The organism is Agromyces sp. Leaf222 (genome assembly GCF_001421565.1).
In the GTDB taxonomy this organism is placed as follows: Bacteria; Actinomycetota; Actinomycetes; order Actinomycetales; family Microbacteriaceae; genus Agromyces.
Genome location: NZ_LMKQ01000001.1, coordinates 3,280,150 through 3,291,887 on the forward strand (window position 1 = coordinate 3,280,150; position 11,738 = coordinate 3,291,887).

Annotated in this window: 14 protein-coding genes; 2 read left to right on the forward strand and 12 right to left on the reverse strand. The window is 68.6% G+C overall.

The genetic code is table 11. The features are described 5' to 3' along the window. Nucleotides 1-2: 2 nt before the first annotated feature. Together rplC and rpsJ are read right to left on the reverse strand one after the other, a co-directional pair. The gene (gene rplC, locus ASE68_RS14715) at nt 3-659 is read right to left on the reverse strand and encodes a 50S ribosomal protein L3 (RefSeq protein ID WP_055860203.1); all 657 of its coding nucleotides are present in this window, start codon (nt 657-659) and stop codon (nt 3-5) included. 8 nt (nt 660-667) lie between these two features. Then, the gene (rpsJ, locus tag ASE68_RS14720) at nt 668-976 is read right to left on the reverse strand and encodes a 30S ribosomal protein S10 (RefSeq protein WP_017201594.1); all 309 of its coding nucleotides are present in this window, start codon (nt 974-976) and stop codon (nt 668-670) included. 615 nt (nt 977-1,591) lie between these two features. On the opposite strand from rpsJ, the gene ASE68_RS14725 reads away from it, so the two are divergent. Then, nucleotides 1,592-2,056, forward strand: a complete 465-nt coding sequence (locus ASE68_RS14725) for an OsmC family protein (RefSeq protein ID WP_055860206.1) — start codon at nt 1,592-1,594, stop codon at nt 2,054-2,056. A gap of 69 nt (nt 2,057-2,125) precedes the next feature. Here ASE68_RS14725 and ASE68_RS14730 read toward each other — a convergent pair whose 3' ends face one another. The 6 genes from ASE68_RS14730 to ASE68_RS14755 form a co-directional block, all read right to left on the reverse strand. Beyond that, entirely contained in the window at nt 2,126-3,352 is a 1,227-nt protein-coding gene (locus ASE68_RS14730; protein WP_055860209.1) for an acyltransferase, read from the reverse strand. 153 nt (nt 3,353-3,505) lie between these two features. Further along, nucleotides 3,506-4,699, reverse strand: coding sequence for an elongation factor Tu (gene tuf, locus ASE68_RS14735; RefSeq protein ID WP_055860212.1), 1,194 nt, complete (start codon nt 4,697-4,699; stop codon nt 3,506-3,508). 135 nt (nt 4,700-4,834) lie between these two features. Next, complete coding sequence (gene fusA, locus ASE68_RS14740) at nt 4,835-6,949, reverse strand: elongation factor G (protein ID WP_055860215.1); 2,115 nt, start codon at nt 6,947-6,949, stop codon at nt 4,835-4,837. A gap of 83 nt (nt 6,950-7,032) precedes the next feature. Further along, on the reverse strand, nt 7,033-7,503 hold the full coding sequence (gene rpsG / locus ASE68_RS14745; RefSeq protein ID WP_055860217.1) for a 30S ribosomal protein S7: 471 nt from the start codon (nt 7,501-7,503) through the stop codon (nt 7,033-7,035). Continuing rightward, on the reverse strand, nt 7,503-7,877 hold the full coding sequence (rpsL, locus tag ASE68_RS14750; protein ID WP_022889720.1) for a 30S ribosomal protein S12: 375 nt from the start codon (nt 7,875-7,877) through the stop codon (nt 7,503-7,505). The genes rpsG and rpsL overlap by 1 nt, the downstream gene beginning before the upstream one ends. A gap of 233 nt (nt 7,878-8,110) precedes the next feature. Further along, nucleotides 8,111-8,758 carry a hypothetical protein gene (locus ASE68_RS14755; protein ID WP_055861459.1) on the reverse strand — a complete coding sequence of 216 codons (648 nt, stop codon included), beginning with the start codon at nt 8,756-8,758 and terminating at the stop codon, nt 8,111-8,113. A 125-nt stretch (nt 8,759-8,883) separates the two neighbouring features. Here ASE68_RS14755 and ASE68_RS14760 point away from each other — a divergent pair, with 125 nt between their 5' ends. Next, the gene (locus ASE68_RS14760) at nt 8,884-9,525 is read left to right on the forward strand and encodes a YigZ family protein (protein ID WP_055860219.1); all 642 of its coding nucleotides are present in this window, start codon (nt 8,884-8,886) and stop codon (nt 9,523-9,525) included. Between the two features lie 11 nt (nt 9,526-9,536). Here the strand turns inward: ASE68_RS14760 and ASE68_RS14765 are convergent, their stop codons facing one another. From ASE68_RS14765 to ASE68_RS14780, 4 genes are read right to left on the reverse strand one after another with little or no spacing between them, the layout of a single operon-like run. Beyond that, nucleotides 9,537-10,013 (reverse strand): DUF6121 family protein, encoded by a 477-nt coding sequence (locus ASE68_RS14765; protein ID WP_055860222.1) that lies wholly within the window; start codon nt 10,011-10,013, stop codon nt 9,537-9,539. A 56-nt stretch (nt 10,014-10,069) separates the two neighbouring features. Beyond that, nucleotides 10,070-10,834, reverse strand: a complete 765-nt coding sequence (locus ASE68_RS14770; RefSeq protein ID WP_055860225.1) for a hypothetical protein — start codon at nt 10,832-10,834, stop codon at nt 10,070-10,072. Continuing rightward, nucleotides 10,834-11,271: a hypothetical protein gene (locus ASE68_RS14775; protein WP_055860228.1), complete on the reverse strand. Its 438-nt coding sequence runs from the start codon at nt 11,269-11,271 to the stop codon at nt 10,834-10,836. Before ASE68_RS14775 ends, ASE68_RS14770 begins: the two co-directional genes overlap by 1 nt. 30 nt (nt 11,272-11,301) lie before the next feature. Next, nucleotides 11,302-11,733, reverse strand: coding sequence for a hypothetical protein (locus ASE68_RS14780; RefSeq protein WP_055860230.1), 432 nt, complete (start codon nt 11,731-11,733; stop codon nt 11,302-11,304). Between the last annotated feature and the right edge of the window lie 5 nt (nt 11,734-11,738).

An 11,738-nucleotide genomic window follows, 5' to 3' on the forward strand; every position in this document is an offset into this window, starting at 1 on the left:
GACTACGCCCCCTTCACTGCGTTGCGGACGAAAACGAGACGGCCACGAGCACCGGGGACGGCGCCCTTGACGAGCAGCAGGCCCTTCTCTGCGTCGACGGCGTGCACGCGGAGGTTGAGCACGGTCACGCGCTCGCCACCCATGCGGCCGGCCATGCGCATGCCCTTGAAGACGCGGCTGGGCGTCGACGAGGCACCGATGGAACCGGGCTTGCGGTGGTTGCGGTGCGAACCGTGCGAGGCGGAGACGCCCTTGAAGTTGTGGCGCTTCATGACACCGGCGAAGCCCTTGCCCTTGCTCGTGCCGACGACGTCGACGAGCTGGCCGGCCTCGAAGGCACCCTCGACGGGGAGCTCCTGGCCGAGCGCGTAGGACGCGGCGTCCGCGGTGCGGACCTCGGTCACGTGGCGACGGGGGGTCACGCCTGCGGCGGCGAAGTGGCCGGTCGCGGGCTGGTTGACCTTGCGCGGGTCGATGGCGCCGGCGGCGATCTGCACAGCTTCGTAGCCGTCACGCTCGACGGTACGGAGCTGGGTGACCACGTTGGGAGCGATCTCGATGACGGTCACGGGCACGAGCTTGTTGTTCTCGTCCCACACCTGGGTCATGCCGAGCTTGGTGCCGAGCAGACCCTTCACGTTCTTGGTAGCGGAAGACATCTGTTACCTCAGAGCTTGATCTCGATGTTGACGTCGGCGGGCAGGTCGAGACGCATGAGCGAGTCGACGGCCTTCGGCGTCGGGTCCACGATGTCGATGAGGCGCTTGTGGGTGCGCATCTCGAAGTGCTCGCGGCTGTCCTTGTACTTGTGGGGCGAACGGATGACGCACACCACGTTCTTCTCGGTCGGAAGCGGCACGGGGCCGACGACCGTGGCGCCCGCGCGGGTCACCGTGTCGACGATCTTGCGCGCCGAGGTGTCGATGACCTCGTGGTCATACGACTTCAGTCGAATGCGGATCTTCTGTCCCGCCATGTCGAACTCTCTCTCTGTCAAGGCGCCATACCCCTTCCGAGGGCATCGGGCGCCGCGTAGCGACTTCTGATGAAGCAACCACTGTTCTTCTGTCAAAGGCTGTGATCGAGCCTGTCGAAACCACCGCACGGATCTCGACCCGCATTTGGTGACCTCGACACGCTCGACCCGCAAGCCGTATCCCCGACCCCCGCGCTCGGGCGTGTCTTCCTGGCGGAAGACATGGTTCGCCCAAGGCTGTTTTGGTTTCGGTTCAGTCGTGTTCTGCTGCCCGCGGCCTAACCTGACCCCTTGCGCACAATGGCTCGAAGTCCTGGAGGATCTCGGCGCTGCTGCGCGGGTGGTTATGCACTGCCTGGCAGTGATCCGGACGCACGCAGAGCGCACGCCCGAAATGTTGAACTCACCAAGTTTGCCATACTCGGCACATTGCTGCAACCCGGGCGTGTCGCGCGCCGTTCCGGGCGAAACCAGGAGTGGCGGACAGCGGGTCGAAGCGGTGGCCGAGGCCGTCGCATCGTCGGTGTCCTCTCAGTGTCCCACGACGGCCTGAGAGTCTTCCGGGCATCCGTCCACCCCTATCGATCGGCGCCTCCGAGCGGCGAGGATGTCGGTATGACGAAGACTCCGGCGACCGGCATCCACCATCGCGAGAGCGCGCGTGCGGACTCGGGCAGCGTCTCGGCGGCCCGAACGGGCGAGCGAACCTTCGAGGGGCGCAATGCATCGGGCGCGACGGTCAGTATCGGTCCGGCCGGCACGCCGGGCCACTTCTCGCCAGGCGAACTGCTGAAGCTCGCCCTCGCGGCGTGCTCCGGCATGAGCGCCGACCGCGTGATCTCACGCCGTCTCGGCGAAGACGTCGCATTCACGGTCTGGGCCCATGGCACCTCCGAACCCGACAACCGCTACGAGCGCATCGAGGAGGAGCTGCTCATTCCCCTCGCGGGCCTCACCGACGCCGAGCGCGAGAAGCTCGCGCACCTCGTCGACGCCTCCATCGCGCGAAGCTGCACGGTCGGGCGCAGCGTCGAGCAGGACATCGACGTCACGCACGAGATCGTCGACGTCGGCGAGTGAGGCGAGCGCGGCCTCCGCTCCCCCACGCGGCGGCCGCGACATCCGCACACCGGCAGCCGCAACCGCTCGCTACTCGCGCGGCCCCTGGCTGCGGCACACGAGCTCGTCGGCGGCGATGCCGGGGGCGACCGATCCCATCGTGATCACGCCGGCGAGCGCCACGGCCAACGCCCCGGCGAGCACGCGCGGATGCGAGCCGATCGCACCGGTGCGCCGCCGGAACGGGTCCTCGACGAATCGCTTCGAGAACGCCGACACGATGAGCGAGACGCCGACGAGCACGACCATGAGGGCCGGTGGGCTCGGCACCCCGGTGACCATCGGCGTGAACATGAAGATCGGCCAGTGCCAGAGGTACAGCGAGTACGAGATGTCGCCCACCCACTGCACCGGCCTGAGGCCGACGACGTGCGAGGTCGACCAGCGCGTCGCGGGCGTGCCGGCCCAGATGATGGCGAGCGTGCCCGTCACCGGCAGCAGCACCCAGAGACCCGGGAACGCCTCGGTGTCGTCGAACGCGACCACCGGCACGACGATCATCGCGAGCCCGCCCCATGAGACGAGGCTGCGACCCGCGCGCCAGCGATCGGCCGTCAGGCGAGGGATCGCCGCGGCCAGCAGCGCCAGCAGGCCGCCGACGCCGAACTCCCAAGCCCTGCTGAACGTGGAGAAGTACGCGAGGTTGTGGTCCTCGGCCGTGAGCACGAGAGACCAGGCGAACGACGCGGCCGTGACCGCACCCAGCACGATGGCGAGCGTCCGCATGATCGATGCACCTCGACGGTGCACCAGCCAGAGAGCCAGGAGGATGAGGAGCGGCCACGCCAGGTAGAACTGCTCCTCGACCGACAGCGACCAGAAGTGCTGCACCGGCGTCGACTCGAGATCGGCGGACGCCGGGAGCTGCGAGTCCGCAGCCAGGCGCCAGTTCTCGACGTAGAACGCACTCGCCACGATCTCGCGGAAGTACGCGGCCCAGTCCCGGTACGGGGCGAACGCCAGGGTCGCCGCCGAGACGGCCAGCAGCACCACCATCGCTGCAGGGAGGATGCGACGCGCACGCCTGAGGTAGAACGCGCCGAGTGACACACGACCGGTGCGATCCACCTCGCGGAGCAGGAGCGCCGTGATGAGGTACCCCGAGACGACGAAGAAGACGTCGACGCCCATGTACCCGGCGGGAGCGACCGCGGGCCACCCGTGATGCAGGACCACGGCCGCGACGGCGACGGCCCGGAGCGCTTGGATCTCGGGCCGCACGGTGGTGGTGCTCGGGACCGCTGCGGACATCGCCATACCAACCCAGCGTAACCCGCTCGGGGGGTGATCGAAATGTCGACGGGGTTACGGGCACCCGTGCATCCGGTGTGCGCATTCCGCCACCCGGAACGACAGAACGGGGCCGGACCCGAAGGTCCGACCCCGTTCAAGGTCGCTCTCGCGAAGGACTTACTTGATGACCTTCGTGACGGTACCGGCGCCGACGGTGCGGCCACCCTCGCGGATGGCGAAGCCGAGGCCCTCCTCCATGGCGATCGGCTGGATCAGCGCGACCGTCATGTCGGTGGTGTCGCCGGGCATGACCATCTCGGTGCCCTCGGGCAGCGTGATGACGCCGGTGACGTCGGTGGTGCGGAAGTAGAACTGCGGACGGTAGTTCGCGTAGAACGGGTTGTGACGCCCACCCTCATCCTTGGAGAGGATGTACGCGGTGCCCTCGAAGTCCGTGTGCGGGGTGACCGAGCCGGGGGCCACGACGACCTGGCCGCGCTCGACGTCTTCGCGCTTGGTGCCACGGAGGAGAAGACCGCAGTTCTCGCCGGCCCAGGCCTCGTCGAGCTGCTTGTGGAACATCTCGATACCCGTGACCGTGGTCTTCTGCGTCGGGCGGATGCCGACGATCTCGACCTCGGAGTTGATCTTCAGCGTGCCACGCTCGGCGCGGCCCGTGACGACGGTGCCACGACCGGTGATCGTGAACACGTCTTCGACCGGCATGAGGAACGGCTTGTCGCGGTCGCGCACCGGGTCGGGCACGGAGTCGTCGACGGCGGCCATGAGCTCGAGAACCGAGTCCACCCACTTCTCGTCGCCCTCGAGAGCCTTGAGGCCCGAGACGCGGACGACCGGAGCGTCGTCGCCGTCGAAGCCCTGGCTCGAGAGCAGCTCGCGAACCTCGAGCTCGACGAGCTCCAGGATCTCCTCGTCGTCGACCATGTCGGACTTGTTCAGTGCGACGAGCAGGTACGGCACGCCGACCTGCTTGGCGAGCAGCACGTGCTCACGCGTCTGAGCCATCGGGCCGTCGGTGGCGGCGACCACGAGGATCGCGCCGTCCATCTGAGCCGCACCGGTGATCATGTTCTTGATGTAGTCGGCGTGACCGGGAGCGTCGACGTGCGCGTAGTGGCGCTTCGGCGTCTCGTACTCGACGTGCGAGATGTTGATCGTGATGCCGCGCTGGCGCTCTTCGGGAGCCGAGTCGATCGACGCGAAGTCGCGCTGAACGTTGGTCGCCGAGGGGTACTTGTCAGCAAGCACCTTCGAGATCGCTGCGGTGAGCGTGGTCTTGCCGTGGTCGACGTGACCGATCGTTCCGATGTTGACGTGCGGCTTGGTCCGCTCGAACTTGGCCTTAGCCACTGTGGGTCCTCCTCAGGACTCGTGTAGAACCTCCGGGCGCTGGATTGCGACCGGCGTGCTACGGGGTTTGTAGATATGTTACGCGAACCGGCTGGCTCGTGGGTCGGAGAGGGCCAAGGCCCCCGCCAGGGAGATTTATTCGCCCTTGTTCTTCTGGACGATCTCGTCGGCGACAGCCTTCGGGACCTCCGCGTAGCTGTCGAACGTCATCGAGTACACCGCGCGGCCCGAGGTCTTGGACCGCAGGTCGCCGATGTAGCCGAACATCTCCGACAGGGGCACGTTGGCGCGAATGACCTTCACGCCGCTCGCGTCCTCCATGGACTGGATCTGACCGCGGCGCGAGTTCAGGTCGCCGATGACATCACCCATGTATTCCTCAGGGGTGCGCACCTCGACGGCCATGAGCGGCTCGAGCAGAACCGGGTTCGCCTTCCGAGCGGCTTCCTTGAAGCCCATCGAGCCGGCGATCTTGAACGCCATCTCCGAGGAGTCGACGTCGTGTGCGGCGCCGTCGAGCAGGCTCGCCCTGACGCCGACCATCGGGTAACCGGCCAGGATGCCGTACTGCATGGCGTCCTGGAATCCGGCATCGACCGAAGGGATGTACTCGCGGGGGACGCGTCCGCCGGAGGTCTTGTTCTCGAAGAGGTAGGTCTGGTCGGCCGTGACCTCGAGGGGCTCGAGCGCGAACTGGATCTTCGCGAACTGACCCGAACCACCCGTCTGCTTCTTGTGGGTGTAGTCGTGCTTCTCGACCGAGCGCTTGATCGTCTCGCGGTACGCGACCTGGGGCTTGCCCACGTTGGCCTCGACGTTGAACTCGCGCTTCATGCGGTCGACGAGGATGTCGAGGTGCAGCTCGCCCATGCCCTTGATGACCGTCTGACCGGTCTCCTGGTTCTGCTCGGTGCGGAACGTCGGGTCTTCCTCGGCGAGCTTCTGGATCGCGGTGCCCAGCTTCTCCTGGTCGGCCTTCGTCTTCGGCTCGATGGCGACCTCGATGACGGGCTCGGGGAAGGTCATCGACTCGAGCACGACCTGGTTGTTCGGGTCGGACAGGGTGTCACCGGTCGTGGTGTCCTTCAGGCCGATGACGGCGTAGATGTTGCCGGCGGTCACCGAATCGATCGGGATCTCCTTGTTGGCGTGCATCTGGAAGATCTTGCCGATGCGCTCCTTCTTGCCCTTGGTCGAGTTGATGACCTGGGCGCCGCTGTCGAGGCGGCCGGAGTAGACGCGCACGTAGGTGAGGCGACCGAAGAACGGGTGCACCGCGACCTTGAACGCGAGGGCCGTGAACGGCTCGCTCGCGTCGGCGTGACGCATGACGACCTTCTCTTCGTCGCGGGCGTCGTGGGCCTCGATGGCCGGGACGTCGAGCGGCGACGGGAGGAAGTCGATGACGGCGTCGAGCATCGGCTGCACGCCGCGGTTCTTGAACGCGGAACCGCAGAGGACCGGGTAGATCTCCGAGTTGACCGTGAGCTTGCGGATCGCAGCCTTGATCTCGGCGACGGTGAGCTCCTCGCCGCCGAAGTACTTCTCCATCAGGTCGTCGCTCGTCTCGGCGACGACCTCGAGCAGGGCCGTGCGGTACTCCGCGGCCTTCTCGACGAGGTCGGCGGGGATCTCCTCGATGGCGTACTTGGCGCCCATCTCGACGTCACCCTTTGCGTCGCCGCGCCACGTGAGTGCGCGCATCTCGATGAGGTCGACGACGCCCTCGAACTGCGACTCGGAACCGATCGGGAGCTGCAGCACGAGCGGCTTGGCGCCCAGACGGCTGACGATCGTGTCGACCGTGTAGTAGAAGTCGGCGCCGAGCTTGTCCATCTTGTTGACGAAGCAGATGCGCGGGACGTTGTACTTGTCGGCCTGACGCCACACGGTCTCGGACTGGGGCTCGACGCCCTCCTTGCCGTCGAAGACGGCGACCGCACCGTCGAGCACGCGGAGCGAACGCTCGACCTCGACCGTGAAGTCCACGTGGCCGGGGGTGTCGATGATGTTGATCTGGTTCTTGTTCCAGTAGCAGGTCACGGCGGCAGACGTGATCGTGATGCCGCGCTCCTTCTCCTGCTCCATCCAGTCGGTCGTCGAGGCGCCGTCGTGGGTCTCGCCGATCTTGTGGTTCACGCCCGTGTAGAACAGGATGCGCTCAGTGGTGGTGGTCTTGCCGGCATCGATGTGGGCCATGATGCCGATGTTGCGGACCTTGCTCAGGTCGGTGAGCACGTCTTGTGCCACGGGGGTTCCTCCGGATGTTCAGGAACGGAAGGGGAAGGGGGAGCGGATGCCGCGAGCCGAGGCCGCGGCATCCGCTCGGCCTGCTACCAGCGGTAGTGGGCGAATGCGCGGTTCGACTCGGCCATCTTGTGCGTGTCTTCACGACGCTTGACGGCTGCACCGAGGCTGTTCGACGCGTCGAGGATCTCGTTGGTGAGACGCTCGGTCATCGTCTTCTCGCGACGGGCCTTCGCGTAGCTCGTGAGCCAGCGGAGGGCGAGGGTGTTGGCGCGGTGCGGCTTGACCTCGACGGGGACCTGGTAGGTCGAACCGCCGACGCGGCGCGAACGCACCTCGAGGGTCGGGCGCACGTTGTCGAGCGCCTTCTTGAGCACCGTGACGGCGTCCTGGCCGGACTTGGTGGCCACGTTCTCGAGCGCTTCGTAGACGATGCGCTGAGCGAGGTCCTTCTTGCCGTCGACGAGGATCTTGTTGACGAGCTGGCTGACGACCGGCGAGCCGTAGACGGGGTCTGCGACGACGGGGCGCTTCGGAGCGGGTCCCTTGCGAGGCATTACTTCTTCTCCATCTTCGCGCCGTAGCGGCTGCGAGCCTGCTTGCGGTTCTTCACGGCCTGCGTGTCGAGGGCACCGCGGATGATCTTGTAACGGACACCCGGGAGGTCCTTCACACGACCGCCGCGCACGAGCACCATCGAGTGCTCCTGCAGGTTGTGGCCCTCACCGGGGATGTAGGCGGTGACCTCGGTGCCGTTCGAGAGCTTCACACGTGCGACCTTGCGGAGCGCGGAGTTCGGCTTCTTCGGGGTGGTGGTGTACACACGCGTGCACACGCCGCGCTGCTGGGGGTTGGCCTTCAGGGCGGGAGCCTTGGTCTTGGTGACCTTCGGCGAGCGACCCTTGCGGACCAACTGCTGAATGGTTGGCACTGCTTCTCCTTGTTGGTGCTGCACGGTGACAGCGTTTGATGGATTTCACATCACGACCCACCGACCGCGCGGAACCGCGTGGTCTTTGATGTGGTGGGTATGCCGTGGGGGCGAGACGCCCTGAGTGCGCACGCCGGAGCGCGCACACCCGATCTATGGTAATGCCGCGTAACGTTGCGGTCAAATGCGGGCGGATGCCGCAGGCGGCTGCCCAGCGGTCTCGCAGCTGTCGTTCAGCCGGGCCATCCGGGTGCGTCGAGCTCGCGGTCGAGGTCGGCGAGCATCTCGGCCACCTGCGGTTCGACGAGGCGCTCGACCGCGTTACCGATGCGGTAGCGGTGCTGCGCGAGCTCGACGCAGATGCGGCGGCCGAGCTGCTTCGCGAACTCGTCGGCGAGGCGCACCTCCTCGCGGAGCGCCTCCTTCTCGTCAGGCGTGAACGGACGCGGTGCCGGCTCGGCGGCCTCGGCCGCCGCCTCCTGCTCGAGTCCGCCGAGGGTGAAGAGGAACGGCTGGTCGGCCACCGGCTCGGGGTCGACGTCGAGGCCGGCGAACTCGGGGTCGAGCCCCTCGCCCGCGCGGTACGGACGACGGGCCTTACGCTCTTCGGCCAGTCGGATCTCGCGGTGCAGCATCGGCAGGTTGCGAGCCGTGTAGTCGTCGACCGCGAGGTCGATGACGCCCTTCATGCGCATCGAGAACGAGTGCTGCACCGGATGCGGCACGTCGACGTCGAGGCCGGCGGCGGCGAGGATCGGCGAGCCGAAGCAGCGCTGGCACAGGCGCACCCGGGAGCGGTGCGTGCCGGGTCGCCACCGCGGCAGCCACTGCAGCCAGCGGTCGACCTCGTGGCTCACGCGCGCCTCGACCGAACCCTCCACGAGGTTCACGATAGCGCCGCGAGTGCCGCGCGTGGGGTCTGCGCAGCCGCGCGACCGGGGCGCCGACCGCTCGAGCGAGGGTCGCGACGGCCACTCGGCGCGGCGGGCTCCGGGAGAATGGCGGCATGGGCGCGGCATCCGGAAGCTACACGACCATCGCCGGGCGCGTGCGCACGGAGCTCGAGATCGAGCGCTCCCGCTTCATCTGCGTGCTCGAACGCGTCGACGACGAGGGCGCCGCGCGCCGGGTCGTCGCGAGCGTTCGGGCCGCCGAGCCCAAGGCTCGCCACCACTGCACCGCCTTCGTCATCGGCGCGCGCGGGGAGCTCGCGCGATCGAGCGACGACGGCGAGCCGTCGGGCACGGCGGGGCAGCCGATGCTCGAGGCGCTGCGCGGAGAGGGACTCTCGGACGTCGCGGCGGTGGTCAGCCGGTACTTCGGCGGGGTGCTGCTCGGCACCGGTGGACTCGTGCGCGCCTACACGGCCTCGGTGCAGGAGTCGGCACGGGCCGCGACCCGACTCGGCCGGAGCCTGCGGACGACGCTCGAGGTGCACGTCGACTACGAGCGCGGGCCCTCGCTCGAGGCCGAACTGCGCCGCATCGGCCACGTTCCGCTCCGCATCGAGTACGGCACCGGCATGCGGATCGACCTCGGCGTGCCGCCGTCGGAGACGGAGGGCTTCGCCGGCCGCATCGCCGAGCTCACCGGGGGTGCGGCGCGCGTCTCGGTCGCCGCAACCGGGTACGTCGACGACCCGGCCTGACGCGGCATCCGTCACTCGTCGTCGTCGCGCTCCCACGGCCAGCGCGGTCGTCGCATGCCGTGATCGCGCCCGCGGGCGACGAGCACCGCGAACACCGACGCGACCGCCGCAGAGACCGGCACGAGCAGGCCGAACCAGCCGAGCCCGAACAGGATGCCGAACGCCACGCTTTCGAGCACGTTGCCCGTCGAGGCCATCAGGTGCCCGATGATCGCCACGATGACGAGCATCGCCCAGGTCACGAAGGCGGCGAGCACGACGGTCGACGCCATGCGCTCCGGCCGCGCCAGCCGCAGTCCGAGCGTGACGAGCAGGGTCAGGGCGGATACCCCGACGGCGACGGGCACCACGAGCACCCCCACCTGCGGATCGGCGACGACCTCGACGTCGGCCAGCAGGCTCACGAACCCGTAGGCGCACACGACGACGGCGACGTGGAGCGCCGCCGCGAATCCGGCGACGACCCAGGCCGTGCGTCGGGGGTCCATGCGTTCGAGCGTACGCGCCGGTGGACGTGTCGTGGTCGGCGTGGGGTGCGGGACGGTCAGCGTGCGGCGGTCAGCTCGTCGCGCAGCGACGGCGCCGCGCGCCAGGCCGCGGCCGCGACGATGCGGTCGAACAGCTCGAGCATGAGCGGCTCGAGCGGACCGAGCACGCTCGTCATGCTCACGAGCACGACCTCGGGCCTGCCTGGCACCGTGATCCAGTAGTCGGCGGTGATCGACTCGGCGGTCGTGGCTTCGGATGCCGCGTCGGGCTGCGATGCGTTCGGCTCGCCGGGGTGCGGGGCAGCAGTCGGGCTCGCGTCGGCCCCGCGGCGCAGCACACGGCGCAGCACGATGGACTCGCCCTTCGCGAACGCGACGCCGCCCGCCGCCTGGAACGCCGACCAGGCCTCGCCCGCATCCGGGGCCGCACCGGCCGCACCGGTCGCGACCTCGGCGCCGCCTGCACGCGCCAGCCCGCTGACCACGCGGTCGGCCAGCACCTCCGGCGCGGGGTTCGTGCCGAAGACGCCCGGGAGCGCGTACTCGGTGACCGTCGAGGCGAAGGCGATGCCGCCGTCGTTCGACTCCGAGACGTGCATCGCCACGGCTCCGGCGCGCACCGCCTCGTCGAGGGCGTGGGCCAGCTTCACGCGGTGCTCCGCCCGCGTGCGGGCGAGATCGTCGCGGCGGCCGTACTTCGCGCGCACGAACTCCGAGATCGCGTGGGCGCGCTCCTCGCCGTCGGCATCGAGTGGTGCACGCCACCAGGCGCCGGGCAACGCGAACTCGAGACGCGGCGCGAGGGTTCGGGACACCGCCATCAGCCGAGGATCCTCATGTCGCGCAACGCGTCGACCGGGATGCTCGCCGTGCCGGGATCGATCATCGTCTGGCCGTCGACCCCGGTCTGCAGCAGCGGCTCCTCGAGGTCGAGTTCGACGTCGGCCGCCGACACGGCGACGACTCTGACCGCGTCGAACGAGTCGGGAACGGACTCGCGCAGCACGAGCATCGCCGAGTCGAGCGCAGCTCCGGGGAGTTCGTCGCCGATCATGTCGAGTTCGACCATGAGGAAGGTCTCCGCCCCCTCTGCACCCTCGCCGATGCGAACCTCGGCGAACTCGGGCGACGCGACGCGCACGGCGTCGGCGATGTCGTCGTACGCCTCGTCGTGGCTGACGCCGGCGTTCGCGCTCTCGCCCGGAAGCGCCGCGCATCCGCCAAGAGCCAACGTGACGAGGATGACGCCGAGCGCCACTGCGCCGATTCTCGACCTCACGCGAGCGACCTACTCGCCGAGGCCGCGCAGAGCGGCCGCCTGGATGCTCGCGAGGCGCGGGTTGATCATGAAGACCCCGTCGATGCCCGTCTGCTGCATCGGCACCTCGAGCTCGAGGCGATCACCGCCTGCCGTGCGCGCGACCACCCGAACGGTGTCGTACTGCTTCGGCACGGTGGTGCCGACGGCGCCGAGGGCTGCGGTCAACGCGTCGATGGGCAGGTCGTCGCCGACCATGTCGAGCTCGACGAAGAGGTAGCGGGAGAGGCCGTCGACGCCGTCTTCGACGTAGACCTCGGCGAATTCGGGCGAGGCGGCGCGCACGGCGTCGGCGACGTCGTCGTGCGCCTCGGCTGCACTCGGCGCCGCGCACGCACCGAGCGCCACCACCAGGGCCACCACCATGCCGCCGAGCGCGACCCTACCGAGACGATTCACCATGCTGA